We start from the raw sequence: 22,984 nt of genomic DNA, 5'->3' as shown, positions 1-22,984 counted from the left end.
TCTACGCAGTCGCAATTCCGCCTTGCGGGAGAAGGTGCTTTTCGGCGCGGCGGCCATTGAGGACCACACCGATCAAGGTGAAGCGGACCAGCAGATGATAGCTCGCCAGCATCGGAGGAAGCGCGACGATCAGAATGATCGCGAACTTGATCAGCCCGGGCCAGTCGAGCTGCGACAGCGCGACCTGCAGCGCCATCACGATCGGCAGGTGGATCAGATAGAGCCAGTAGGATGCATCCGCGAGGTAGCGCCACGTCCGACTGAAGCCTGACATGAAGCGGAGGGCGAGGCCGAGGACCGCGAATGTGGCAACCCAAATCGCCGGTGCGTAGAGGATGGCGGAGATCAGCCTGAGCGTGGCGAAGCTGACCGGCAGTTTCGGCGCGACAGGCGACGACAGCATCACGCCTGACAACGCGAAGCTGACCAGGATCAGGAAGAGCGCGAGCAGGACATGCGTCAGCCAGCGTCGCTCGATGAGCCGCAGCAGATCGACCTGCCGATGCAGGAGCCAGCCGACGCCGAATGCGGTGCCGAAGCCGATCCAGGCCTGCGCGTTGGTGACGAGCGATTGATCCGGCGTCCTCACGCCCATCACGTTGATCCATCGTTGGTCGAGGCAGAAGGCGATGCCGATCGGGATTGCCAGAACCAGGGGAGCCAGCGGATTTCGCATGATCCGCGCGAAGACACGGTCAAACACCATGCGTAGCGAACCTGATGCATCAAGCCAGACCATCGCACCGCGCAGCAGCAGCATCGCGACATAGAGCTCCAGCAGCACATACAGAAACCAGAGGTGGGTCAGGGGGAACTTGGGCAAGGCCGGCAGCCAGCCGGACGTGGGGTGGATCGGACCGCCATTTGGAAAGTGAGATGCCCAGATCACGATCAGAACGATCGGCATGAACACGAGCGGCCAGCCGATCACCAATGGCAGGCCGATCCGCTGTAGCCTGTCCCTGACGAAGCCCCAGCTCCCCCGCCGGTGAAAGCTCATGCGGGCAAAGAAGCCGGCCATCAGGAAGAAGGTCGTCATCCGGAAGACGTGGATGGTAAAGGACAGCAGGCCCAGAGCGACACTTGGATGGGTGTCCTGGATGATCCAGAACCGGGGCGTGGCTGGCACAAACGACAATGTCGCGTGCAGGACGATGCCGAGCAGCAGGGCGCCACCCCTGACTGCGTCCAGAGCATGGAGCCTCTCCGATACAGGGGCGGCGGCGGTCGGGTGGGACATGGATAGGCTCGTTCCGGCTGGATGGGAGTTTATGCTGGACGATCTAGCCAATCGGCACAGGGCCTTCTCGCCTGATCCAAAAATCGGCTAGCCGATTTCGCGGCGCGGCTGGCTGAGTTCAGCGCTGTCGGGCCGGCTCAGCGCCTCACGCCGGAACTCGGTCGGGGTCATGCCGGTTTCAGCCTTGAACGCGCGATTGAAAGGTCCGATCGACTGGAAGCCCGCATCCATGGCGATGGTCAGCACCGGGACCTCCCGTTGCGTCACATCGGACAGCGCCAGCCTGGCGTCCTCGATACGGTAGCGGTTCAGGAAAGCGTTGAAGTTGCGATAGCCCAGCCCTTCATTGATCGCCTGGCGCAGCCGATGCTCGGGAACGTCGAGCCGCGCCGCAAGCGCTCCGATCGCAAGGCCTTCCTGGCGGTAGGTTCGCTCCACGGTCATCAGATGATCAAGGCGCCGCAGCAGGATCGGGTCGACGACCACCCGCCCCGCGGCGGCGCGATCGGCGATCCGGGCTTGCCTCCCCGTCTCGCCGGATGCGATCGCGGCCGTGGCGTCATCGACGGCCATCGCCGGCGCGCTGAACAGGCCGATGGCGGCAAGCATGGCCACCACGAACAGCCCGAGCGCGGTCGGGAGACTGCCGGGCGCACCGGGAACCGCGACGGGAATTGCGGCGAAGCCGGCGACGGCGACGGTCGCGATGAGCACGACATTGATCGCAAGCATCGCCAGCCGCAGTCGGCGTCGCCGCGCGACCAGATCGGCTCGCCAGGTCTTGACCGTCTGAATCGCGGCAGCGAGGGCCAGCACCAGGGTGGCCAAAGCCAGGACTCGCCCGCCTGCGCCGGCCAAAGCGGGCCAGTTCGCCCAGCCCAGCGTGATCGCAAACCCGAAAGCCACGATGCTCAGCCACAGGGCGCCGTGCCAACGTCTCAGCACGAAATCGTCGTCAAACGCCGCGCGCGCCCACAGCCAGAAGACGGCAGGCTGCGCGGACAGGATCGGCAACACCCACCACCAAGCCGTTTTGGGGAGGTTGGGCGCCGTCGCGATCGCATAGAATATGCCGCCTGCGCACATCGCGATGCCCAGCAAAGCCTGCTGGCCGGTTGCACGACGCAGCAAGGCCACGAGAACGATCAACAGGAACACGCCGCTCGCCGCGCCGCGAAGTCCGAGATCGATCGCCGTCAGCCCCGTCGCGTTCACAGCTCGTATCCCCGTTCGATGCCAAATTGTCGCATCGCCTTCGCACGGGCACAACCCAAACTTGTGCTTGTGGTCTGGCGGCAGCCAGCATCGCAACTGGACGGATTGATCCAGATCAAGGCGTCAGTGGCCCTGCTGCATCTAAGGTGCGGCAAGGCAACGGCCCGGATGCCGTCCCAATCCCCACATTCCAAACGAGACCGAATATGTCGGCCCCAGACGACGCGACTTCGCGCGTGCGCCGTAAGCGCATGGAGATTTTCGCTTTCCTGTTCCTGACCGCAATCGTGATGCCCGTCCTCGCGGTCGGAACGGTCGGCTCCTACGGGCTCGGCGTCTGGATCTACCAGATGTTCGCCGGCCCTCCCGGCCCGCCTCCCTCCCCGCATTGATCTCCTCGAAGCGAAAGACAGGCATCATGGCCGAATCCAAACTCAACCGCCGCGCATTGATCACCGGCCGGGTGCTCAGCGCCGACCGCATCGTCGCGCCGCCCGGTTGCGAAATTGCCAGCATCATTGTGCAGGCGCGCCCCGAGCGTCTGGACCAGTTGGAAGCCGCGATCACCGCCCTTCCCGGCTGCGAGATCCACGGCCGCGATGCGCGCGGAAAGCTCATCGTCGTGACCGAGGCGCCTGATTCCGGCAGCCTCGGCACCCTGCTCAACACCATCCAGTCGCTGCCCGACGTCTATTCGGCGGCGCTGGTCTTTCACGCCATCGAAACGGTTTAAGGCCGGGAGAGTCGTCATGACATCGCCAAATCTCGACCGCCGCCAGATGCTGAAGCTCGAGGCCGCCGCCATCGCGGCCGCCGCTGCGGGCATGCCGGCACCGGCGCTCGCCGCGAACCTCGTCGCCGAGCGCGACGTCGCCGAACTGAAATGGGACAAGGCCGCCTGCCGCTTCTGCGGTACCGGCTGCTCCGTGATGGTCGCAACCAAGAACAATCGCGTCGTCGCCACCCACGGCGACATCAAGGCCGAGGTCAATCGCGGCCTCAACTGCGTCAAGGGCTACTTCCTCTCCAAGATCATGTACGGCCACGACCGCCTGACGCAGCCGATGCTGCGCAAGACGGCCGGCAAATACGACAAGAACGGCGAGTTCACGCCTGTTACCTGGACCGAAGCCTTCGACATCATGGAGGTGAAGTGGAAGGAGGCGATCAAAAAGCGCGGGCCCAACGGCGTCGCCATGTTCGGCTCCGGCCAGTGGACGGTCTGGGAAGGCTATGCGGCCGTGAAGCTGTTCAAGGCCGGCTTCCGCACCAACAATATCGATCCCAATGCGCGCCACTGCATGGCCTCGGCCGTCGCCGGCATGATGCGCACCTTCGGCATCGACGAGCCGGCCGGCTGCTATGACGACATCGAGGCCACCGACGCCTTCGTGCTGTGGGGCTCCAACATGGCGGAGATGCATCCGATCCTGTGGACGCGCCTCGCCGACCGGCGGCTCTCCGCACCGCATGTCCGCGTCGCCGTGCTCTCGACCTTCGAGCACCGCTCGTTCGACCTCGCCGACATCGGCATGGTGTTCAAACCGCAGACCGATCTCTACATTCTCAACGCCATCGCCAACCACATCATCAAGACGGGCCGGGTCAACAAGGACTTCGTTGCCGCGCATACCATCTTCAGGCGCGGCCAGACCGACATTGGTTATGGTTTGAGGCCGGAGCATCCGCTGCAGAAGAAGGCGACGGGCGCGGCGAAGGCCAATGATTCCACCGAGATGAGCTACGACGAGTACGTCAAGTTCGTCTCCGAGTACACGCTGGAGAAGGCGGCGGAGATGTCGGGCGTGCCGCTCAACCGGCTGGAGGCGCTCGCCGAACTCTATGCCGACCCCAAGACCAAGGTGGTCTCGTTCTGGACCATGGGCTTCAACCAGCACACCCGCGGCGTCTGGTGCAACAACCTCGTCTACAACATTCACCTTCTGACCGGAAAGATCTCCTCGCCCGGCAACAGCCCGTTCTCGCTGACCGGCCAGCCCTCGGCCTGCGGCACCGCGCGCGAGGTCGGCACCTTCTCGCACCGCCTGCCGGCCGACATGGTCGTCACCAACAAGGAGCACCGCACCAAGGCCGAGCACATCTGGCAGCTGCCGGAGGGCACCATTCCCGACAAGCCCGGCGCCCACGCCGTGCTGCAGAGCCGGATGCTGAAGGACGGCCTGATCAACGCCTATTGGGTGCAGGTCAACAACAACCTCCAGGCCGGTCCGAACGCCAACGAGGAGACCTATCCGGGCTTCCGCAATCCCGACAATTTCATCGTAGTCTCGGACGCCTATCCGTCGGTGACGGCGCTCGCCGCCGACCTCATCCTGCCGACCGCGATGTGGGTGGAGAAGGAAGGCGCTTACGGCAACGCCGAGCGGCGCACGCAATTCTGGCATCAGCTCGTCCCTGCACCCGGCGAGTCCAAGTCCGACCTCTGGCAGCTCATGGAGTTCTCCAAGCGCTTCAAGATCGAGGAGGTCTGGCCGGAGGAGCTGATCGCCAAGAAGCCGGACGTACGCGGCAAGACGCTGTTCGACGTGCTCTACAAGAACGGCCAGGTCGATAAATTTCCGACGTCGGAGATCGAGGAAGGCTACGCCAACGAGGAGTCCAAGGCGTTCGGCTTCTACGTGCAGAAGGGCCTGTTCGAGGAATACGCCGCGTTCGGCCGCGGCCACGGCCACGACCTCGCGCCGTTCGACGCCTATCACCGCGAGCGCGGCCTGCGCTGGCCCGTCGTCAACGGCCAGGAAACCAAATGGCGTTTCCGCGAAGGCAGCGACCCCTACGTCAAGCAGGGCACCGAGGTGCAGTTCTACGGCTATCCCGACGGCAAGGCGCGCATCTTCGCCCTGCCTTACGAGCCGCCGGCGGAATCGCCCGACAACGAATATCCCTACTGGCTCTCCACCGGCCGCGTGCTGGAGCACTGGCATTCCGGCACCATGACCCGCCGGGTGCCCGAGCTCTACAAGGCCTTCCCCGAGGCCGTGTGCTTCATGCATCCTGACGACGCGCAGGAGGCGAAGATCCGCCGCGGCGACGAGGTAAAGGTGGTCTCCCGTCGCGGCTTCATCCGTGTCCGCGTCGAGACCCGCGGCCGCGACCGGCCGCCGCGTGGCCTCGTATTCGTGCCGTGGTTCGACGAATCCAAGCTGATCAACAAGGTGACGCTGGATGCCACCGATCCGATCTCGCTGCAGACCGATTACAAGAAGTGCGCCGTGCGCATCGAGCGGGTGAACGTGTCATGATGAAACGATTTGGAATAGCGCTGCTCGCAGTCGCGATCGCGGCCGGCGCGAGCTCGCTGACCGCGCAGACGGTGACGTCAGGCCTGCGCGGGCCGACGCCGCTCAACGACGAAGGTCCGGCGCCGCCGATGCTGCCGAACCGCAACACCTCCGAAAGGGAAGTGCGCAACTATCCGGAACAGCCGCCTGTCATTCCGCATACGATCGACGGCTACCAGATCGACCTCAACGGCAACAAGTGCCTGTCCTGCCATGCACGGGCGCGCATCGCGGAATCGCAGGCGCCGATGGTCTCGATCACCCACTTCATGGATCGCGACGGCCAATTTCTGGCGTCGATCTCGCCGCGCCGCTTCTTCTGCACGGAATGTCACGTGCCGCAGAACACCGCGACACCGCCCGTCAGCAACGACTTCACCGACATCGACACGCTGCTGTCGCGCGCAAGCCCGGGTGGCCGCCGATGACGACGACCGCTGATGAGCCCGACGAGGGAATGAAGGCCAAACGCGGCTTCGTCGCGCGAAGCTTGGACTTTGCGCGCGAGCTCTGGCAGGTGCTGATCCGTCCGAGCTCGGTGTTCGGGCTCGGCGTGCTGGTGCTGGCGGGCTTCATGGCCGGCGTGATCTTCTGGGGCGGCTTCAATACCGCGCTGGAATTGACCAACACCGAAAAATTCTGCACCGGCTGCCACGAGATGAAGGACAACGTCTATGCCGAGCTGAAATCGACCATCCACTTCGCCAACCGCTCCGGCGTGCGCGCGACCTGTCCGGATTGCCACGTGCCGCACAACTGGACCGACAAGATCGCCCGCAAGATGCAGGCCTCCAAGGAGGTCTGGGGCAAGATCTTCGGCACCATCGACACCCGCGAGAAATTTCAGGATCACCGGCTCGAGCTGGCGGCGCATGAATGGGCGCGCTTCAAGTCCAACGATTCGCTGGAATGCCGCAACTGTCACAGCGCCGATTCCATGGACATCACCAAGCAGTCGCCGCGGGCCTCGGTCGCGCATCAGCGCTTCCTGTTCACCAAGGAAAAGACCTGCATCGACTGCCACAAGGGCATCGCCCACCATCTGCCCGACATGCGCGGTGTACCCGGCTGGCAATAGGGCGCCCCGCCCGGCTTGAACCGGCGGTGCGAATGGTTAGTTTTGGGGCTGGCGAATCGCTCCGTTTCGCCCCCTCCTCAAGACAGACATGGCCACATTCACCCCGCATCAGGATGCCGCGCTCAAAGCCGTTGGCGACTGGCTCAAAGCCAAACCCGGCCGCAACGGCACGCCGCCGGTGTTCCGCCTGTTCGGCTATGCTGGCACCGGCAAGACCACGCTGGCGCGGCACATCGCCGACGGCGTCGACGGCGAGGTGAAGTTCGCCGCCTTCACCGGCAAGGCGGCGCTGGTCATGCGCAACAAGGGCTGCGACGAAGCCTCCACCATCCATTCGCTGATCTACCGCACCCGCGAATCCGGCGAGGAACAACCCAGCTTCGAGCTGTGGGACGACGCCCCGGCGTCCAAAGCCAAGCTGATCGTGATCGACGAATGCTCGATGGTCGATGCCGAATTGGGCCGCGACCTGATGTCGTTCGACTGCCCGCTGCTGGTGCTGGGCGATCCCGCGCAGCTGCCGCCGATCCAGGGCGGCGGCTTCTTCACCAATACCGAGCCGGATGCGATGCTGACCGAGGTGCACCGCCAGGCCCAGGACGATCCGATCGTGCGGATGTCGATGGACGTCCGCGAGGGCCGCGAGCTCGACATTGGCCGCTACGGCGAAAGCGAGGTGGTGTCGCGCAAGGAGCTCGATCCTGATCGCGTCATGGCCGCCGACCAGGTCCTGGTCGGCCGCAACAACACGCGGCGCGCGTACAATATGCGGGTGCGCCAGCGCCAGAACATCGAAGACGTCTTCCCCGTCGCCGGCGACAAGCTGGTCTGCCTGCGCAACAATCGCAAGAAGGGCCTGTTCAACGGCGGGCTGTGGCGCGTGAAGTCGCGCAACACCTCGCGCTCGAAATCCCGCATTCTCAGCATGAGACTGTCGCCGGACGAGGATCTCGGCCACAAGGTGACCAAGGTCTCGGTGCGTGCCGATTGCTTCGAGGGCGGCGTCGAGGCGATCGCCTGGGAGCAGCGCAAGCCCTATGACGAGTTCGACTACGGCTACGTGCTGACCGTGCACAAATCGCAGGGCTCGCAATGGGACGACGTCGTGCTGTTCGACGAGAGCTTTGCGTTTCAGGAGAGCCGCGCGCGGTGGCTGTACACGGGAATTACGCGGGCGGCAAAGCGGTTGAGCATTGTGGTGTGAGGCTGCCGTAGCTGCCGTAGCCCGGATGAGCGAAGCGATATCCGGGACAGAAGGACCCGCATGTCGCTACGCTCATGCGGGCTACGAATTCGAGCCCGGCCCTCACTTCCCCACAACAAAACAAAAATCCTCTCTTCCCGGCGGCGAGCCGTAGGAAAACGGCTGCTGCACGTGCTTGGTCACAAGCCAGACGTCGTCGCGGACGATGTCGAACAGCTTTCGGATCTCGACGCGCGGCATCTTGATTTCGCGGGCGAGCGCGGTGGCGAACGGGCTGTCGGCGCCGCCGTCGCCGTCCATCGCGGTCTCGCCGTGCTTGGCGGCGTAGACCACCATGAAGCCGGCGCCGGGCTCGATGTTTGAAAAGCCCTTGTCCACCAGCTTGAGCGACAGCGTGCGCTGCATGGTCGGCGCGAACGGATTGTCGCGGCAGGCATCCAGCATCACCAGACGCACTTTTCGCGCAGCGCCCACCGCCGCGATCACCTGCTCCAGCGCGACCGCCTGGGTCTCGGCGTCCCTGTCGGCGGCAAGCTTGGCATCGACGGGAACGAGGTAATTCACGCCGCCGATCTCGAAACCATGGCCGGCGTAATAGACCACCGCCCAATCCGCCTTCTCCGCCTCGGCCGCAAACGTCTGCAACGCTTCGAAGAACTTGTCGCGGGTGAGATCGCTGACGGATATCACGGTCTGGAAGCCGACATCGCGCAGCGCGGCTGCGATCATTTTCGAGTCGCGTGGCGGATTGGGCAAGGCGTGGACGTTCTTGTAGGCGCCGTTCCCGATCACCAGCGCCACGCGGCGCCCGGTGGATCCGGCCGGCGCCTGCGGGGTCAGCGCGGCCAATCGCTCCTGCGCGATCGCGCGGGCGCGCGCGACGTCGAGCTCGTCGAACTTCGTCAGCGAATAGGCCGCCGCACGATAGTCGGCACGGGCCTGGGCGAGGTCCTTCTTGCGCTCGTAGATCTGGCCGCGACCCGAATGTGCCCGGACATTGTTCGGGTTGATCTGGATCGCAATGTTGTAGTCCTTCAAAGCGGCGTCGAAATCGCCCTTCAACATGTTGACGTCGGCGCGATTGTTGATCGCGTACGTGTTTTTCGGCTGCTTCTCGATTAGGCCGTTGCAGTCGGCGAAGGCCTGGTCGTACTTGCCCATCATGCCGTAGGTGATGCAGCGGTTGGCGGTGATCTGCTGCGCGCCCGGTTCGATCTTCTCGGCCTCCGCGAAATCGGCGATCGCGCCGTCAAAATCCTGCATCAGCGTGCGCACGCGGGCGCGATTGGTGTAGCCGAGCAGGAATTTTGGCGCGTATTTGATCGACAGGTTGAAATCGTCGAGCGCGCTTTGCAGCGCCCCCCGGCGCAACTGGATGATGCCGCGGTTGTTGTAGGGGACACCGTAGGTCGGGCGCTTCTGGAGCGCGAGGTTGTAGTCCGTCATCGCATGGTCGTCCTGGCCCGTCCGCTCATAGGCGAGGCCGCGCAAATTGAGCGTGACGACGTTGTCGGGATCGAGATCGACGGCGATGGACAAGGTCTCGATGGCGTGGACGTAGTCGCGCTTGTTGATCAGCGTGTTGCCGCGCACGGAGAGCGCGATGGCCTTGTCCTTGCCGGTGAGCCGGTCGGCGTTGAGCAAATTGTCGCAGGCCTGCGCCCTCGCCTGCGCATCCGCCTGGCGGTCGCGGCAAATGGCGAGGTCGTCGCCGGGTTTTGGATCGGCCGCAGCGATCGAGCTCCAGCCGGCCAGGATGGCGAGCACGGCGACGAGGGTCAGGGATGCGACGCGCAGCATGTTGTCAGGTCAGCTCCAGCCATCATTCTTTAGGTCGATCACCGATCGCGCCGGTTCATCTAGCCCGGAGTTCCTGTCCTCGCCAAGCCGGGCCGCTCCAGGCGGCGCGTTTCACAGACTCGTGTCCGTCCGGCCGTAACAATCGCCCGGTCCGCCCGTATCTCGACTATCCGAAAATGCCGGGCTGTTCGCCCGGCCCCAACCGCCCTAGACTGTCAGACCTTCGGAAAGAGGATCGCCATGCGCCGACCTGCCATCCTGTCCCTGCTCGCCGCAACCACCGCCCTGACGCTGGCCTTTGCCGCGCCGACCCGGGCCGCAGAGGATGCGGTCGTGATCCCCGCCCCCGCGGTTGACGCGGCGCCCGCTAGCGGGATCCAGACCGCCGTGATCGCCGGCGGCTGCTTCTGGGGCGTGCAGGGCGTGTTCCAGCACACCGCGGGCGTCGTCAACGCGGTCTCCGGCTACGCCGGCGGCACCAAGGCGACGGCCGACTACCAGACCGTCTCGAGCGGCCGGACCGGCCATGCGGAATCCGTCGAGATCAAATACGACCCGAAGAAGATCTCCTACGGCAAGATCCTGCAGATCTACTTCTCGGTGGCGCACGACCCGACCCAGCTCAACCGGCAGGGCCCCGACAGCGGCACGCAATATCGCTCGGCGATCTTCACCACCTCCGACGAGCAGAAGAAGGTGGCCGAGGCCTATATCGCCCAGCTCAACGGCGCCAAGGTCTTCAGCAAGCCGATCGCGACCAAGGTCGGCGCGCTGGAGGCGTTCTATCCGGCGGAGGCCTATCACCAGGATTATCTGACGCTGCACCCGAACCAGCCCTACATCGCCTACAACGACCTCCCGAAGGTCGAGAACCTGAAAAAGCTGTTCGCGGATAACTATATCGAGAAGCCGACGCTGGTGAGCGCCAGCAAGGCCACCAACTGATCGCAAGATCACTGAACAAGATCACTGAACAAGATCACCGAAAACAAGATCATCGAAAAACGGGAGACCCATGCCCGACACCAAGACGAAAACCACGGACGACAAGGTCATCAAGAGCGAACAGCAATGGCGCAGCGAGTTGTCGCCGATGCAATACGCAGTGCTGCGCGAGAAGGCGACCGAGCGTCCCTTCTCCGGCGAATATGAGCACGACCACCGCGCCGGCACCTATACCTGCGCCGGCTGCGGCAATGTGCTGTTCGAGTCCGACGCGAAGTTCGATTCCGGCTGCGGCTGGCCGAGCTTCACCCAGCCCGCCGTCGAGGGCCATATCGACGAGGAGCGGGACGTCACCCACGGCATGATCCGCACCGAGGTGCTGTGCGCCAAGTGCAGCGGCCATCTCGGCCATGTCTTCCCCGACGGCCCTGGGCCCACGGGCTTGCGTTACTGCATCAATTCCGCGGCGCTGAAGCTCGAGCCCAAATAAACCTTGCGCGCCGCCGGGTTCCGTCATGGAACCCGGCGGCGCGATGTGCTTTTCTTCCCTGGTGGTGCGGCCGGCCATGGCGTTGCGGCGGCCGCCAGGGAGGATGCCATGACGCTTGGGACCATCCTGATCATCCTGGTGATCATTTATCTCGTCGGCGGCCTGTCGGGCCGCGTCGGTGGCTACGGCTACGGAATGGGTCATTCCGGCATGGGGATCGGCGGCCTTGTCCTGGTGGTGCTGCTCGTGCTGCTGCTCCTTGGCAAGCTATAAACCATTCAAACCTCTGATATTATTGTAACTTTCCCAGTTGCGGAGCTGCCATGCGCGGATTCATCATCTCGCATCGCGGGGGTCGCAATTTTGTCAAAACGGGCTATATTAGAGGACGAAAATGACATGTGCGGCGCCCACTCAATGGTGGCCTCTGCCCGTCCCAACCCCACGCGCTTAAAGCCCCAGAGAGATCACGAGGTCTTTGACCATGCGTCCACTGCGTCCGTTCAACTTCAACACTTCCGCCGAACTCTTCCCCGCTGCGATCCGCAAGAAGAAGCGTGCAGGCTTCACCTATCGCCGGTTCGGCACCGCGGCCGAAGCCGTCCAGTTCGCGATGGAGCAGTTGCCGACGGACTCGCTGAACGGCGCCTATCTCCAGGTCGAGGAAGCGCGCTTCGACCAGAACGGCATCCGCTCGCTGTATGAGAGCGAAGCCTTCCCGCTGCCCCGCCACCGCAAGCCGGTGGAAGCTAGCACCGACGCCGCCGACGCGGCATAAATTTTCGTAACGCGCTCCGATGTGCGCTGAAAGCGCGATGGCCGAAAGGCCGTCGCGCTTTTTGCGTTTTGGGCAGTGTCAGTCTTGGGGAGTGTCAGACTTGGGGAGTGTCAGATGCGAGGCTGCTTGTCGAGCCAGCGGCGAAGCAGGCGCACGTTGCGCATGTTGGCACGGAACATGACGTCGAAGGCGTCGCCCGCGAACGGCACAATTCCCACAACGCCGTCGAGGGCGACATTGCCGAGCATGCGCGCGGTGATGTACCAGGGCGCCCCGAGCGCCCTCGCCTCTCGCACCAGCCAGAGCGAGATCGCGGTGGTGATGATGTCGCCGACGACGGGGATCAGTCCGATCAAGCCGTCGATGCCATAGCGGATATTGGTTCCGGGCAGCACGAAGGCGACGTCGAGCAGCTTTGCGATTGCCTCGATCCGCGCGATCCGCTGCTCGCGCGTCAGATTGCCAAACGGGTTGCCGGCGAAGGGACTGTCCTTCCCGAACTCGAAGCGAAACTCGCGAAAGCCCTGCTCCAGCGTTTCGGGCCGGATCTCGCGACCGTCCTGATCGATGATCGGTCCACGCCCCTCGGTGCCGGAAGAGGCCGCACCCGGGCGGCTTCCCGAACGGGAGCGACGTGGAGCAAGGATATCGTCATCGGACATGGTCATGGCCTGTAGGGAACGCGCCAGCGCGGCGGAGGTTGCTGCGGCGTGATCGAAGGTCGCCCTCAAGTCTGTGCTGCCGCCGGCTGCGGCTCCGGGACATATTTATGCACGAGCCAGGATGAAAGCACCGCCGGCACAAACCCGACGAGGCCGTACAGGATGAATTGCACCGCGCCCGAGTCCGGCCCGCGCGAGCTGTAGGTCAGCGAGGCCAGGATGAAGGCGAACACGCCAACCAGCAGCATCCGCAGCACCGGGCCGATCCGGCGGATGTGGACCAGGATGTCGTCGACCGCACCGATCATCAGCGAGGGCAGGAAGCCGAACAGATAGCTGTATTGCAGGGACTTGAAGAACACCGCGAACAGCTTGCCGACCTCAGCGAGATTGGTCTGGGTCCAATAGCCGGACTGATAGGTCGTCGTCAGCAGCAGCAGGAACCCGCCCACGAACGGGCCAACCAGCGCAAACACGAGATAGCGTTTCATCAGGCACCCTCATCCTTCGCCCCGTTATAGCAGCGCCGCGGGAACCTTGAATAGCGGGAGGTGCGGGCTCCGCGCTGGGAACAAGCGGCATAGCGACGGACTTGAAACTCACCTGTCAGATTTGGAGCCGCCGATGTCCCACAAACTGTTCTTCCTGGCGACGATCGCGCTGACGGCCGTCAGCGGCTTGTCGAACGCGCCCGCTTTCGCGCAAGGCCATATGGGTACGCCGCAGGAGCAGAAGGCCTGTTCGCGGGACGCCTCGCGCTTCTGCCGCAAGGACCTCGGCAACGACATGGCGGTGCAAGGCTGCTTGCAAGCCAACCGGGCCAAGCTGTCGCGGTCTTGCAGCAAGGTGTTTCAGAGCCACGGCATGTGAGGACCGGAACCATCCCCGGATAATGGAGAGTGAAGCCATGTTGCGCGACGAACAGCTCTCGATTCTCAGGGACATCAGCCAGTCCATCGCGTTTGCCGACGACCGGCACGGCAAGATAGGCGAGCTGATCGCCGACGGTTACGTGATGAAGGACGGCGATCTGTTCGAGCTCACGGCAAAGGGCGTTACGGCGGTCGAAGAGCACGCAGCGCTTGGCGCAAGCGATACGGAACAAGCGAGCGTATCCTCCGATCGATTGATCTGATCGCACGCGAGTCGCATTGTGCGTGACGTGCGCGCAACAATTGCGAATTCCTTTTCGCCTGCCATTGCAGCCGCGTGACAATGGCGCATACTTGATTCGGGCGGCGCAGCACTTTTCGATTCGAACATCACGAGAGATCGAGCGACCACATCCGGGATTGAGGTCCCGGCGTGAAGGCTGTGACATGCGGCAGATCAAGCCGCGTGCGGCGCCCCAAAACCAAGTGGCTCAACCCACGGAACTCGGGGACGCATTCCGCATGACACGCTACCAGACATCGCAACTCTCTTCGCCGTCACAACCGCAGCCATCGCTTTCCAGACATCGCCCGGCCTTTCCTTCTCGTCCGAAGCGCAGCAGATGTGCTCCGGCGATGCCATGCGGCTGTGCTCCAGTGAGATCCCCGACATCCCCAGGATCAGGGCCTGCATGGTGCAGAAGAAAGCTCAGGTCAGCCCCGGCTGCCGCGCCGTAATGGACCGCGAGCACGCCGCCGCGACATCGCGCAAGCGGGAAGCGACGGCGCAGTAGAGAGAGCGTACCTGCGGCCATCCTTCGAGACGCCCGCCCAAGGGGCGCGCCCTCAGGATGAGGTCTCGTTTCGCGGCGAGATATCAAACCCTCATGGTGAGGAGCCCGCCAAGGCGGGCGTCTCGAACCATGCGGGCCGAGGTCTCACGGAGTAGAGATCTAGTCGCCCCACTGCGCGAAGGCGTCGTTAAAGGCGCGCTCGCCGGGAGCGCCCTTCTCGATGGCGATGATGGCGCGGCGCTGGTTGGCGTAGACCAGGGGCACGTCGAACCAGGAGCGCTCCTTCAGGAGCTGGACGTTGCGGCTGCGGTCGGCGTCGACGTTGGAGAGGCCGACCAGGAAGAAGCCGTCGGTGACCTTGACCGCGAGGCCTGCGAGCGGCGTGCCGCGTGCCTGCTCGTTCGACTTCATCAGGATGCCCGGCACGTTGGCGACGCCGCCGCCCGAAAAGTCCGCCGGCAGGACGAAGGTCAGCTCCGCGGTGTGGCTCGCCGGCAGGGAGGAGTCGGTGTTGCGGCGGAACGACATCGTCATCTTGAATTTGCGGTCGGGGATCTCGATGTCGGCGCGCACGGCGACGTCGGCCTTCTGGTTGCCCGACGCCTTGATCGGCTCGAGCCGCCACACCACCGAGCCGACATATTGCTTGCCCTTCGGATCGGATGGATCCTCGTCATAGAGCACGACCTTCTGCGCCACCGGCGCGACCGGCTGGTCGCTGGCCGAGGGCTGGCCGACGCGATCCGGAATCTTGGGCCTGCTCTGCGGCTGCGACGAATCCCTGGGCGCCTCCACCACCTGCGTCGGCGAAGACTTCAACAGGTTGGTCGCGGTCTGGACCAGCTGCTTGCCCCAGAGGATGCCGGCGCCGACCAGGATCAGCACGATGCCGACGGCGATCGCGCTCTTGAACGGAAACACGGAGCCGGTGCGGGCGCGCTTCTTCTTGGGTTCGCGGTCGAGAACGGGGATGTGCGGACGTTGCGACGGCGGCTGCGACTGCGGCGCGTAGCGCTCGGCCTCCTCGATCGATTCGTCGTAGGAGTAGGGCGCGTCCGTCCCGGCGGCGCGATTTTCCAGGCTCGGCTCGAGCCGGTCGAATTCCGGCGAGGGCGAAGGCACGTTGGCGTAGGTGCGGCGCGCCGCGCGGTTGGCCTGCGCGGCGGCGCCGCCGAGATCGTTGGCGTCGGCCGTGATGTCGCGGAAGCCGCGCACGCCCGGTGCCGGCGGCAGCGGCGGCGGGGGTCCCATGTCCGGCGGACGGCGCCCACCGGCACGATCACGTCCGGCCGGCGGAGGCTCCGGCATCGACGGCGGTGCCGGCGGACCCGGCTGTCGCGGCGCGTCGAAACGCGGAGCCCGCGGCGCACGGGGGGCGTCGCCCTGGTCATCAACGTTGAAGGAGGGCCGGTCGGCGCGCGGCGGCGGCGGAGCCGGACGGGTGCGCGGCGGGGCAGCGGCTTGGGGCGCGGGCGCATTGCCCTCGGTGGCGCGGGTGCTGGCGCGGCGGAAGGCATCGCCGCTGCCGCTGCTGCGCGCGCCGCCACCGGGGCGCGAGGCCTCGCGGGCACGCTGGGCGGCCTCTGATTCGACCTTGCGGACGGCCTCTTCCAGCGAGAGCCGCTCGCGCGTGATCTCGGATTCGGAGAGCGGCGGCTGCACGCTGCGCAGTTGCGCGATCAGCGCCGTGCGCGCCCGCTCGTAGAGCGCGCGACGGCTCTCGCCGGGAGCGTTGGGGTCCAGGGCGGCAATAGCGCGGGCGATCAGCGGATAGTAATCAGCCATTTCTACTCAATTATACGCGCGTCCCGGTAAGAGATCGTTAAGCCTCAAACGGATTTTGTACCAGGATAGTATCCTCGCGTTCGGGGCTGGTGGAAAGCAGTGCGACCGGGCACCCCACCAATTCCTCGATCCGGCGGACATATTTGATCGCCTGGGCCGGCAGCTGGGCCCAGGACCGCGCATTGGCGGTCGGCTCCTTCCAGCCTTCGATGGTCTCGTAGATCGGCTCGACCCGGGCCTGGGCGCCCTCGCCCGCCGGGAAATGATCGATCTCCTTGCCGTCCAGCTTGTAGCCGGTGCAGACCTCGATCGTGTCGAAGCCGTCGAGAATGTCGAGCTTGGTCAGCGCCAGACCGTTGATGCCGCAGGTCCGGACCGCCTGGCGAACCAGAACCGCATCGAACCAGCCGCAGCGCCGGGGCCGTCCGGTATTGGTGCCGAACTCGCGGCCGCGCTCGCCGATCTTGCGGCCGGTCGGGTTGTCCTGCTCGGTCGGGAACGGGCCCTGGCCGACGCGGGTCGTATAGGCCTTGCAGAGGCCGAGCACATAGCCGACCGCGGCGGGGCCGAGGCCCGACCCGGTCGCCGCCTGCGCCGCCACCGTGTTCGACGAGGTGACGTAAGGATACGTGCCGTGATCGACGTCGAGCAGCGCGCCTTGCGCGCCCTCGAACAGCATGCGCTTGCCCTCGCGCCGCTTGATGTCGAGCAGCCGCCACACCGTCTCGGCATAGGGCAGGAGCTGCGGCGCCAGCGCGGTCAATTCCTTCAGGATCTCCTTGCCGTCGAACTCCGGCAGGCCGAGGCCGCGGCGCAATGCATTGTGATGCGCCAGCAGCCGGTCGATCTTGTGCGGCAGCGTGTCGAGATCGGCGAGGTCCATCAGGCGGATGGCGCGGCGGCCGACCTTGTCCTCGTAGGCCGGGCCGATGCCGCGGCGCGTGGTGCCGATCGCGGTCGCCGCATTGGCGGATTCGCGATGCGCGTCGAGTTCGCGGTGCAGCGGCAGGATCAGCGTGACGTTCTCGGCAACCCGCAGATTGTCCGGGCTGACCGCGACGCCCTGCGACCGCAGCTTGGTGACCTCGTCGAGGAAGGCGGCGGGATCGAACACCACGCCGTTGCCGATCACCGACAGCTTCTGCTCGCGCAGCACGCCCGAGGGCAGCAGCGCCAGCTTGTAGGTCTTGCCGTTGATCACCAGCGTGTGGCCGGCGTTATGGCCGCCCTGGAAACGGACGACGATGTCCGCCTGCTCCGACAACCAGTCGACGATCTTGCCCTTTCCTTCGTCGCCCCACTGGGCGCCGACGACGACAACATTGGCCATTCGCGGGTAATCCCTATGCAATCTGTTAGATGCGCCCAGCCCAATCACGGCCGGGGCCGCTCGAACGCGAGGCAGCCAACCGGATAAAGGATGCAGCCTCTGTAAGCAAGCAAGAACGGGGCTTTTTCGGGGCCGCGAGCGCACTCCAAGCCTTTGATATCCCCCGAAAATTCAGAACCCTTCGCGACAATCGCAATGGCTTCGACCAAAGCGTGAGAGGCTGCTTCCACCGCTGCATGGTCGCGATGCATCCGGCCCCCGTTGATGCAACCTCGATTTCCGTGTCTTTGAGGGAAGCCGGGTTATGATCTGGCCCGGACACCCCCGGGCCCGGAGGTCTCGGCGCATGACGCGGGGCCACAACAATCACAATGTCCGCCACCGGCCAGCCCACGAGCGCGGAAACATCCGGTCAAAACTGGATCGCCAACCAGCCTTATCTGCTGCTCAGCATCACGGCGCTGTGCTGGGCGGGCAATGCCATCGTCGGGCGGCTCGCGGCCGGCCACATCCCGCCGGTGACGCTGTCGTTCCTCCGCTGGTTCTTCGCCTTCCTGCTGGTGCTGCCGTTCGCCTGGAAACACCTTGCGCAGGACTGGCCCGCGATTCGCGGCAAGCTCGGCCTGATGGTCACGCTCTCGATCACTGGCATCGGCGCCTTCAACACGCTGCAATATTGGGCGCTGGAGCATACGCAGGCGCTCAACACGTTGCTACTTCAGTCAGCCGCGCCGCTCGTCGTGGCGCTGTGGTCGCTCGCCATCCTCGGCATCCGGCTCACCGCGGCGCAGGCCTTCGGCGTGCTGCTGTCGATGTGCGGCGTGCTAATCATTCTGCTGCATGGCGATCTCACCACGCTGTCGAACATCGATTTCAACAAGGGCGACCTCATCTTCGTCGTCGCGCTGATCATCTTCGCGCTCTATTCGGTGCTGACCTTGAAGCGACCGCCGATGCACGGCCTGTCGTTCCTCGCCTTCACCTTCGGCTGCGGCGCTGCCTGTCTCATTCCGCTGGAGATCTGGGAGTTGTCCGCGCGTCCCGTGATGAAGCTCGACGGGCCGAACCTCCTGACCCTGTTCTATGTCGCGGTGTTCCCCTCGACGCTCGCCTATCTCTGCTTCAATCGCGGTGTCCGGCTGATCGGCGCCAACCGCGCCGCGCCGTTCTTCCATGTCGTGCCGGTGTTCGGCTCGATCATGGCAATGGCATTTCTGGGCGAGAACCCCCAGGCGTTCCACTTCATCGGTTTCGCGCTGGTGCTGGCCGGCGTGTTCGTGGCGTCGCGGAAGCAGGCGAGCTAGGCTTGGGGCCCGGTTCGATCGCCTGCGATCAAGCGTTTGCCGACGGGTTCATCCATACCATCTCCCAAACATAGCCATCCGGGTCTTCAATGTGTCGGTTATACATGAAGCCGAGATCCTGCGCCGGATTGGGATCGGCGCGACCGCCCGCAGCCACCGCGCGGGCCAGCGTTGCATCGACGGCATCGCGGTCGTCGACCGTCAGGGCGAACATAGCCTGGCTGTGGCGCCGCGCGTCGCCGATCTCGCGTTGGGTGAATTCACGATACTGGTCGTGGGTCAGCAGCATCACGCCGATCGCATCCGTGAACATGAGCGAGGTCGAATTTGCTCCGGAGAATTGAGGGTTCACCGCGCCACCCAGCGCTACGTAGAACGCCGTCGATGCGGCGAGGTCGCGTACAGGCAGGTTGACCAGAATCATCTTGGACATTGCTTTTCCTTCGAAAGCGACTGCAAGCCGCGCCAGGGTCTTTCATTGGGAACAGAGAGCTCTCAACACTCCTCCCGAAACTGCATTCAAATGTAGCGCGCGGCGCCCATGCAGAGCGCGGCGATGCCCAGCAGGCCCGCCGCCGCACGTTGGGCGGCGGCGATACCTGCACGGAGGTCCTCCGGCTTGCCGGCGCCGCGACGCAAGGCCACGAGCGCACGGGGGCCGATGACAGCCTGAACACCGGCCGCGATCAGTGCGCAGACAGCACCAACCGCGAGCACCTGTTCGGTCGTGCCGAAGCTGTGGGAATGAACGAGATGCCCGAGATAGCCGCCGGTCAGGATGGCAATCGTCGCCGCGCCGAGTTGTGGAAAGACCAGTTGCTCACCGCCAACTCCGCCGATGCGGGCCAGCGCAAAGCTTGATCCCGCCCAGAACACGGACGACAACACATGAAGTGACAAGGCGATCACGAGGGCAGTCTGCATGGCAAGCTCCGAACCGGCTTCTAAATTAGATATACTACATGTATAGTCAATACGTCAACAGAATGGCGAGGCGATGCCTAAGCGCAGTTATGTGAGCTCCGCACGGGCTTCCGCGGCGGCGGCGACGCGCGAGCGCATCATCGCGGCCGGCGCGCGCCTCCTGCGCGAGGACGCGAGCATTGCGAACTTCTCCCTCGACGTCGTTGCGAAGGCGGCCGGCGTCACGCGGTTGACCGTCTACAACCAGTTCGGATCGCGGCGGGGATTGCTGGAGGCCGTGTTCGACGACATCGCGCACCAGGGCGGACTGTTCGAACTGGCCGGGGTGATGACGATGGCGGATCCGCGCGCCGCGCTCGACCGGGTCATCGAAATCTTCTGTACGTTCTGGGGGCGCGATCCCGCCATCAGCGGGCTCAACCAGGCCATCGCGACCGATCCGGAATTCGGCGAGGCGCTGATCGAGCGTAACGAGCGACGGCGCGAATTGCTGACCACGCTGCTGTCGCGGATCGTCGGCAAGCACGCGGCAAAGCGCGCCATGCGGGACGCGGTCGATTTGATCTTCGTGCTGACGAGCTATCCGACGTTTGCGGTGTTGAGCCGACAGCGGTCGACGGAGGAGGTCTGCCGCCTGCTGCAGACGGCGTGTCACGCGATTGTGGACGGCCTGAAGTAAGCCGGCGGCAGGCGGCGCTATTTCGTCTTGAACTTGCTGTACGCTTCGTTCATCGCAATGATGACGTGCTCGGCGCAGGCGTTGACGCGGTGCGGATCGGCCTCGCTCTCGTAGGCCTCCGACGTCATCATGTCGACGAAAGCCGCAACTGTGGGATAATGGACCAGCGCCGCGAAATCCCAGTTGTTGCCCTGCTGCGGGCCGAGCGCGACCGCCTTGGCGTCGCCGGTCCAGAGCAACGTGCCGCCGCGCGCCTTGATCATCGGCACCGTGACCGTACTGTAGCGCAAATAGGCGTCCCAGCCGGAACCGTCGCCGTCGCCGGAGCGCGCGTGGAAGCGCATCAGATTCAACATCACCACCGGTGCATGCCGATCGAGCCGCTCGAGGCCATCGATGTTCAACATATTAACCGCCAATGCCGCCTCCTCTGGTCATGCCTGCATTGTAGCATTGCGGCCGCGTGTCTTGTGTCACGACATAAATCCGGCGCAAGCTTCTAACCAACGCCAATGACGATCGCTCCGCCCGCGCCACCGGCCTCCAATCCAGCCAGTTGGCTCAACAACCAGCCTTATCTGCTGCTCAGCCTGAGCTCGCTGTTCTGGGCCGGCAACATCGTGCTCGCGCGCCACGTCGGCGCGCATGTGCCGCCGCTGACGGTGACCACGATCCGCTGGTTCGGCGTGTTCCTGATCCTCCTGCCCTTCGCCTGGCCGCACCTGAAGCGCGACTGGCCGAATCTGCGCAAGAGCCTGCCGCTGATGCTGTTCCTGTCGCTGGTGGGCTTTGCCTTCAACAACGCGATCTCGTATTGGGCGATGCAGTACACGGAAGCGCTGAACGCGCTGCTGATCCAGTCGGCCGGGCCGCTGTTCGTGGCGCTGTGGTCGCTGGTGCTGTTCGGGGTGCGACTGACCGGTGCGCAGCTCGCCGGCATCGCGATCTCGCTTCTCGGCGTGCTGATCATCATCCTGCGCGGCGATCTCGCCGCGCTCGCGAGCATCAGCTTCAACAGGGGCGACATCATGTTCGCCTCCTCGCTGGTGGCGTTCGGGATCTACTCCGCCTTCATCCCGCGGCGACCGAAGATCCACCAACTCTCCTTTCTCTCCTTCACCACCTGCTGCGGCGCGACGATGCTGCTGCCGACCGCGATCTGGGAGGCCTGGAGCGGTCGCGTCCTGCAACTCGACGGGGTGACGCTGGCGACGCTGGGTTACATCCTGATCTTTCCCTCGACGCTGGCCTATCTGTTCTTCAACCGGGGCGTGGCGCTGATCGGCCCGAACCGCGCCGCGCCGTTCTTCCATCTGGTGCCGGTGTTCGGCTCGGCGATGGCGATCCTGCTGCTCGGCGAAAAGATCCAGCCGTTCCACCTGATCGGCTACTTGCTGGTGCTCGCCGGCGTCGTGATCGCCTCGCGCCAGGGCTCTGCGGTGAAGTAATTCCGCACCGCGAGACGAGGCGACAAACTCGCGTCTTCCGATTTCGACGAGGAGACGCTAGGTTCCCGCCAACGAAAAAAGAGGGAACGAACCGACATGCTTTCAGCGTTGATCCGAAACCTGCGTGCCATCGGCACGGCCGCCCTTTGTCTCGCCGCCGCGTCCGCTGCGCAGGCCGACAACTATCCGAGCCGCAACATCACGCTGGTGCTGCCGTTCGCGGCCGGCAGCGGCACCGACACCACGACGCGGCTGATCTCGCAGCATTTGTCGCAGGCACTCGGCGTCGGCATCGTCATCGAGAACAAGGCGGGCGCCAACGGCATGATCGCCGCCACCTATGTCGCGCGCGCCGCGCCCGATGGCTACACGCTGCTAGTGACCACCAACACCACGCATTCGGCCAATCCCTATCTGCTCAAAAGCCTGACCTACGATCCGGTCAAGGACTTCACCCCGATCGCGCGCACCGGCGACCTGCCCTTCATGCTGGTGATCCACCCGGAGGTGCCGGCCAAGACCGTCGGCGAACTCATCGCCTACGGCAAGGCCAATCCGGGCAAGCTGAGCTACGCCTCGGGCTCGTCCTCGGCGATCGTGTCGGGTGCGACCTTCGCGCACAATACCGGGCTCGACCTCCTGCACGTGCCCTACAAGAGCTCGCCGCCGGCGCTCAACGACGTCATGGGCGGCCGCGTCTCGATGATGTTCGTGGACATCCTGACCGGCCTGCCGCATGTCCAGGGCAACGCGCTACGCGCGCTCGCCGTCACGACGAAGAACCGCTCCTCGCTGGTGCCGAACCTGCCCTCGATGCAGGAGGCCGGCGTGCCGGACTTCGACATCTCGTCGTGGCAGGGCTATTTCGGCCCCGCCGGCATGCCCAAGGAGATCGTGACAAGGCTCAATGCCGAGATCCGGAAGATCGTCGAGAAGCCGGAGATCAAGGCCCAGCTCGCCACCCTCGGCATGGACGCGTTTTCGGGCACGCCGGAGCAGCTCGGCACGTTCGTGAACGAACAGCTGGTGTTGTGGGAGAAGCTGATCCGCGAGGCGGGGATCGAGAAGCAGTAGGGCGGTCTCGTAGGGTGGGCAAAGCGAAGCGTGCCCACCGAGAAATTACCGCGAACTCAA

At 64.7% G+C, this 22,984-nt stretch carries 27 protein-coding genes; 17 read left to right on the top strand and 10 right to left on the bottom strand.

Going from position 1 to position 22,984, the window contains the following annotated elements:
• Window position 1: 1 nt before the first annotated feature.
• Together AC0L20_RS31985 and AC0L20_RS31980 are read right to left on the bottom strand one after the other, a co-directional pair.
• Complete coding sequence (locus tag AC0L20_RS31985) at window positions 2-1,240, bottom strand: acyltransferase family protein (RefSeq protein ID WP_473294544.1); 1,239 nt, start codon at window positions 1,238-1,240, stop codon at window positions 2-4.
• An 87-nt stretch (window positions 1,241-1,327) separates the two neighbouring features.
• A complete protein-coding gene (locus AC0L20_RS31980) occupies window positions 1,328-2,455 on the bottom strand; it encodes an AraC family transcriptional regulator (protein ID WP_473294543.1) in 1,128 nt (375 codons plus the stop codon).
• A 206-nt stretch (window positions 2,456-2,661) separates the two neighbouring features.
• Here AC0L20_RS31980 and napE point away from each other — a divergent pair, with 206 nt between their 5' ends.
• From napE to AC0L20_RS31950, 6 genes are all read left to right on the top strand, one after another.
• The gene (napE, locus tag AC0L20_RS31975; protein ID WP_007596178.1) at window positions 2,662-2,847 is read left to right on the top strand and encodes a periplasmic nitrate reductase, NapE protein; all 186 of its coding nucleotides are present in this window, start codon (window positions 2,662-2,664) and stop codon (window positions 2,845-2,847) included.
• Between the two features lie 26 nt (window positions 2,848-2,873).
• Window positions 2,874-3,188, top strand: a complete 315-nt coding sequence (locus AC0L20_RS31970) for a chaperone NapD (protein WP_473294542.1) — start codon at window positions 2,874-2,876, stop codon at window positions 3,186-3,188.
• Between the two features lie 16 nt (window positions 3,189-3,204).
• The gene (gene napA, locus AC0L20_RS31965) at window positions 3,205-5,718 is read left to right on the top strand and encodes a nitrate reductase catalytic subunit NapA (RefSeq protein WP_473294541.1); all 2,514 of its coding nucleotides are present in this window, start codon (window positions 3,205-3,207) and stop codon (window positions 5,716-5,718) included.
• Window positions 5,715-6,185, top strand: a complete 471-nt coding sequence (locus tag AC0L20_RS31960; RefSeq protein ID WP_473294540.1) for a nitrate reductase cytochrome c-type subunit — start codon at window positions 5,715-5,717, stop codon at window positions 6,183-6,185. The genes napA and AC0L20_RS31960 overlap by 4 nt, the downstream gene beginning before the upstream one ends.
• Window positions 6,182-6,835: a NapC/NirT family cytochrome c gene (locus tag AC0L20_RS31955; RefSeq protein WP_027570412.1), complete on the top strand. Its 654-nt coding sequence runs from the start codon at window positions 6,182-6,184 to the stop codon at window positions 6,833-6,835. Before AC0L20_RS31960 ends, AC0L20_RS31955 begins: the two co-directional genes overlap by 4 nt.
• A gap of 88 nt (window positions 6,836-6,923) precedes the next feature.
• Window positions 6,924-8,039 (top strand): ATP-dependent DNA helicase, encoded by a 1,116-nt coding sequence (locus AC0L20_RS31950; RefSeq protein WP_007596183.1) that lies wholly within the window; start codon window positions 6,924-6,926, stop codon window positions 8,037-8,039.
• Window positions 8,040-8,141: 102 nt separating this feature from the next.
• On the opposite strand, the gene AC0L20_RS31945 is transcribed toward AC0L20_RS31950, so the two are convergent.
• On the bottom strand, window positions 8,142-9,839 hold the full coding sequence (locus AC0L20_RS31945) for a caspase family protein (protein WP_473294539.1): 1,698 nt from the start codon (window positions 9,837-9,839) through the stop codon (window positions 8,142-8,144).
• A 240-nt stretch (window positions 9,840-10,079) separates the two neighbouring features.
• Here AC0L20_RS31945 and msrA point away from each other — a divergent pair, with 240 nt between their 5' ends.
• From msrA to AC0L20_RS31925, 4 genes are all read left to right on the top strand, one after another.
• Window positions 10,080-10,784, top strand: a complete 705-nt coding sequence (gene msrA / locus AC0L20_RS31940) for a peptide-methionine (S)-S-oxide reductase MsrA (RefSeq protein WP_473294538.1) — start codon at window positions 10,080-10,082, stop codon at window positions 10,782-10,784.
• Between the two features lie 70 nt (window positions 10,785-10,854).
• The gene (gene msrB, locus AC0L20_RS31935) at window positions 10,855-11,274 is read left to right on the top strand and encodes a peptide-methionine (R)-S-oxide reductase MsrB (RefSeq protein ID WP_456653459.1); all 420 of its coding nucleotides are present in this window, start codon (window positions 10,855-10,857) and stop codon (window positions 11,272-11,274) included.
• A gap of 108 nt (window positions 11,275-11,382) precedes the next feature.
• Window positions 11,383-11,547: a DUF3309 family protein gene (locus tag AC0L20_RS31930; protein ID WP_081747975.1), complete on the top strand. Its 165-nt coding sequence runs from the start codon at window positions 11,383-11,385 to the stop codon at window positions 11,545-11,547.
• 211 nt (window positions 11,548-11,758) lie between these two features.
• Window positions 11,759-12,052 carry a hypothetical protein gene (locus AC0L20_RS31925; protein WP_007596188.1) on the top strand — a complete coding sequence of 98 codons (294 nt, stop codon included), beginning with the start codon at window positions 11,759-11,761 and terminating at the stop codon, window positions 12,050-12,052.
• A 110-nt stretch (window positions 12,053-12,162) separates the two neighbouring features.
• Here the strand turns inward: AC0L20_RS31925 and AC0L20_RS31920 are convergent, their stop codons facing one another.
• Both AC0L20_RS31920 and AC0L20_RS31915 read right to left on the bottom strand, forming a co-directional pair.
• Window positions 12,163-12,720, bottom strand: a complete 558-nt coding sequence (locus AC0L20_RS31920) for a DUF4112 domain-containing protein (protein WP_473294537.1) — start codon at window positions 12,718-12,720, stop codon at window positions 12,163-12,165.
• A gap of 59 nt (window positions 12,721-12,779) precedes the next feature.
• Window positions 12,780-13,205 carry a DUF5413 family protein gene (locus AC0L20_RS31915; RefSeq protein WP_063994824.1) on the bottom strand — a complete coding sequence of 142 codons (426 nt, stop codon included), beginning with the start codon at window positions 13,203-13,205 and terminating at the stop codon, window positions 12,780-12,782.
• Between the two features lie 133 nt (window positions 13,206-13,338).
• Between AC0L20_RS31915 and AC0L20_RS31910 the strand changes: the two genes are divergently transcribed.
• From AC0L20_RS31910 to AC0L20_RS31900, 3 genes are all read left to right on the top strand, one after another.
• A complete protein-coding gene (locus AC0L20_RS31910; RefSeq protein WP_473294536.1) occupies window positions 13,339-13,584 on the top strand; it encodes a hypothetical protein in 246 nt (81 codons plus the stop codon).
• 37 nt (window positions 13,585-13,621) lie between these two features.
• The gene (locus AC0L20_RS31905) at window positions 13,622-13,849 is read left to right on the top strand and encodes a hypothetical protein (RefSeq protein ID WP_473294535.1); all 228 of its coding nucleotides are present in this window, start codon (window positions 13,622-13,624) and stop codon (window positions 13,847-13,849) included.
• Between the two features lie 360 nt (window positions 13,850-14,209).
• On the top strand, window positions 14,210-14,380 hold the full coding sequence (locus AC0L20_RS31900; protein WP_473294534.1) for a hypothetical protein: 171 nt from the start codon (window positions 14,210-14,212) through the stop codon (window positions 14,378-14,380).
• Between the two features lie 159 nt (window positions 14,381-14,539).
• On the opposite strand, the gene AC0L20_RS31895 is transcribed toward AC0L20_RS31900, so the two are convergent.
• Both AC0L20_RS31895 and AC0L20_RS31890 read right to left on the bottom strand, forming a co-directional pair.
• Window positions 14,540-16,165, bottom strand: coding sequence for a hypothetical protein (locus tag AC0L20_RS31895; protein ID WP_473294533.1), 1,626 nt, complete (start codon window positions 16,163-16,165; stop codon window positions 14,540-14,542).
• A 37-nt stretch (window positions 16,166-16,202) separates the two neighbouring features.
• Window positions 16,203-17,495, bottom strand: coding sequence for an adenylosuccinate synthase (locus AC0L20_RS31890; RefSeq protein WP_027519944.1), 1,293 nt, complete (start codon window positions 17,493-17,495; stop codon window positions 16,203-16,205).
• Window positions 17,496-17,866: 371 nt separating this feature from the next.
• Between AC0L20_RS31890 and AC0L20_RS31885 the strand changes: the two genes are divergently transcribed.
• On the top strand, window positions 17,867-18,799 hold the full coding sequence (locus AC0L20_RS31885; protein ID WP_473294532.1) for a DMT family transporter: 933 nt from the start codon (window positions 17,867-17,869) through the stop codon (window positions 18,797-18,799).
• A gap of 28 nt (window positions 18,800-18,827) precedes the next feature.
• On the opposite strand, the gene AC0L20_RS31880 is transcribed toward AC0L20_RS31885, so the two are convergent.
• Together AC0L20_RS31880 and AC0L20_RS31875 are read right to left on the bottom strand one after the other, a co-directional pair.
• Entirely contained in the window at window positions 18,828-19,232 is a 405-nt protein-coding gene (locus tag AC0L20_RS31880; protein WP_473294531.1) for a VOC family protein, read from the bottom strand.
• A gap of 86 nt (window positions 19,233-19,318) precedes the next feature.
• Window positions 19,319-19,723: a hypothetical protein gene (locus AC0L20_RS31875; RefSeq protein WP_473294530.1), complete on the bottom strand. Its 405-nt coding sequence runs from the start codon at window positions 19,721-19,723 to the stop codon at window positions 19,319-19,321.
• A 73-nt stretch (window positions 19,724-19,796) separates the two neighbouring features.
• Here AC0L20_RS31875 and AC0L20_RS31870 point away from each other — a divergent pair, with 73 nt between their 5' ends.
• Window positions 19,797-20,402 carry a TetR/AcrR family transcriptional regulator gene (locus tag AC0L20_RS31870; RefSeq protein ID WP_473294529.1) on the top strand — a complete coding sequence of 202 codons (606 nt, stop codon included), beginning with the start codon at window positions 19,797-19,799 and terminating at the stop codon, window positions 20,400-20,402.
• A gap of 17 nt (window positions 20,403-20,419) precedes the next feature.
• On the opposite strand, the gene AC0L20_RS31865 is transcribed toward AC0L20_RS31870, so the two are convergent.
• Window positions 20,420-20,809, bottom strand: a complete 390-nt coding sequence (locus tag AC0L20_RS31865) for a DUF1330 domain-containing protein (protein WP_473294528.1) — start codon at window positions 20,807-20,809, stop codon at window positions 20,420-20,422.
• Window positions 20,810-20,914: 105 nt separating this feature from the next.
• Between AC0L20_RS31865 and AC0L20_RS31860 the strand changes: the two genes are divergently transcribed.
• Window positions 20,915-21,850, top strand: a complete 936-nt coding sequence (locus AC0L20_RS31860; protein ID WP_473294527.1) for a DMT family transporter — start codon at window positions 20,915-20,917, stop codon at window positions 21,848-21,850.
• A gap of 96 nt (window positions 21,851-21,946) precedes the next feature.
• Window positions 21,947-22,924, top strand: coding sequence for a Bug family tripartite tricarboxylate transporter substrate binding protein (locus tag AC0L20_RS31855; RefSeq protein WP_473294526.1), 978 nt, complete (start codon window positions 21,947-21,949; stop codon window positions 22,922-22,924).
• The last annotated feature ends 60 nt before the right edge of the window (window positions 22,925-22,984 follow it).

The sequence above is a fragment of the Bradyrhizobium sp. Kon58 genome (assembly GCF_055807455.1).
The sequence above is the reverse complement of the archived record's forward strand: the minus strand, read 5'-3'. Positions and strand labels throughout refer to the sequence as shown.

What these genes read in the sequence shown, in the direction of transcription:
- AC0L20_RS31985 (WP_473294544.1), bottom strand. Translation starts at nt 1,240, where the DNA reads ATGTCCCACCCGACCGCCGCCGCCCCTGTATCGGAGAGGCTCCATGCT.
- napE (WP_007596178.1), top strand. Translation starts at nt 2,662, where the DNA reads ATGTCGGCCCCAGACGACGCGACTTCGCGCGTGCGCCGTAAGCGCATG.
- AC0L20_RS31970 (WP_473294542.1), top strand. Translation starts at nt 2,874, where the DNA reads ATGGCCGAATCCAAACTCAACCGCCGCGCATTGATCACCGGCCGGGTG.
- napA (WP_473294541.1), top strand. Translation starts at nt 3,205, where the DNA reads ATGACATCGCCAAATCTCGACCGCCGCCAGATGCTGAAGCTCGAGGCC.
- AC0L20_RS31960 (WP_473294540.1), top strand. Translation starts at nt 5,715, where the DNA reads ATGATGAAACGATTTGGAATAGCGCTGCTCGCAGTCGCGATCGCGGCC.
- AC0L20_RS31955 (WP_027570412.1), top strand. Translation starts at nt 6,182, where the DNA reads ATGACGACGACCGCTGATGAGCCCGACGAGGGAATGAAGGCCAAACGC.
- AC0L20_RS31950 (WP_007596183.1), top strand. Translation starts at nt 6,924, where the DNA reads ATGGCCACATTCACCCCGCATCAGGATGCCGCGCTCAAAGCCGTTGGC.
- AC0L20_RS31945 (WP_473294539.1), bottom strand. Translation starts at nt 9,839, where the DNA reads ATGCTGCGCGTCGCATCCCTGACCCTCGTCGCCGTGCTCGCCATCCTG.
- msrA (WP_473294538.1), top strand. Translation starts at nt 10,080, where the DNA reads ATGCGCCGACCTGCCATCCTGTCCCTGCTCGCCGCAACCACCGCCCTG.
- msrB (WP_456653459.1), top strand. Translation starts at nt 10,855, where the DNA reads ATGCCCGACACCAAGACGAAAACCACGGACGACAAGGTCATCAAGAGC.
- AC0L20_RS31930 (WP_081747975.1), top strand. Translation starts at nt 11,383, where the DNA reads ATGACGCTTGGGACCATCCTGATCATCCTGGTGATCATTTATCTCGTC.
- AC0L20_RS31925 (WP_007596188.1), top strand. Translation starts at nt 11,759, where the DNA reads ATGCGTCCACTGCGTCCGTTCAACTTCAACACTTCCGCCGAACTCTTC.
- AC0L20_RS31920 (WP_473294537.1), bottom strand. Translation starts at nt 12,720, where the DNA reads ATGACCATGTCCGATGACGATATCCTTGCTCCACGTCGCTCCCGTTCG.
- AC0L20_RS31915 (WP_063994824.1), bottom strand. Translation starts at nt 13,205, where the DNA reads ATGAAACGCTATCTCGTGTTTGCGCTGGTTGGCCCGTTCGTGGGCGGG.
- AC0L20_RS31910 (WP_473294536.1), top strand. Translation starts at nt 13,339, where the DNA reads ATGTCCCACAAACTGTTCTTCCTGGCGACGATCGCGCTGACGGCCGTC.
- AC0L20_RS31905 (WP_473294535.1), top strand. Translation starts at nt 13,622, where the DNA reads ATGTTGCGCGACGAACAGCTCTCGATTCTCAGGGACATCAGCCAGTCC.
- AC0L20_RS31900 (WP_473294534.1), top strand. Translation starts at nt 14,210, where the DNA reads ATGTGCTCCGGCGATGCCATGCGGCTGTGCTCCAGTGAGATCCCCGAC.
- AC0L20_RS31895 (WP_473294533.1), bottom strand. Translation starts at nt 16,165, where the DNA reads ATGGCTGATTACTATCCGCTGATCGCCCGCGCTATTGCCGCCCTGGAC.
- AC0L20_RS31890 (WP_027519944.1), bottom strand. Translation starts at nt 17,495, where the DNA reads ATGGCCAATGTTGTCGTCGTCGGCGCCCAGTGGGGCGACGAAGGAAAG.
- AC0L20_RS31885 (WP_473294532.1), top strand. Translation starts at nt 17,867, where the DNA reads ATGTCCGCCACCGGCCAGCCCACGAGCGCGGAAACATCCGGTCAAAAC.
- AC0L20_RS31880 (WP_473294531.1), bottom strand. Translation starts at nt 19,232, where the DNA reads ATGTCCAAGATGATTCTGGTCAACCTGCCTGTACGCGACCTCGCCGCA.
- AC0L20_RS31875 (WP_473294530.1), bottom strand. Translation starts at nt 19,723, where the DNA reads ATGCAGACTGCCCTCGTGATCGCCTTGTCACTTCATGTGTTGTCGTCC.
- AC0L20_RS31870 (WP_473294529.1), top strand. Translation starts at nt 19,797, where the DNA reads ATGCCTAAGCGCAGTTATGTGAGCTCCGCACGGGCTTCCGCGGCGGCG.
- AC0L20_RS31865 (WP_473294528.1), bottom strand. Translation starts at nt 20,809, where the DNA reads ATGTTGAACATCGATGGCCTCGAGCGGCTCGATCGGCATGCACCGGTG.
- AC0L20_RS31860 (WP_473294527.1), top strand. Translation starts at nt 20,915, where the DNA reads ATGACGATCGCTCCGCCCGCGCCACCGGCCTCCAATCCAGCCAGTTGG.
- AC0L20_RS31855 (WP_473294526.1), top strand. Translation starts at nt 21,947, where the DNA reads ATGCTTTCAGCGTTGATCCGAAACCTGCGTGCCATCGGCACGGCCGCC.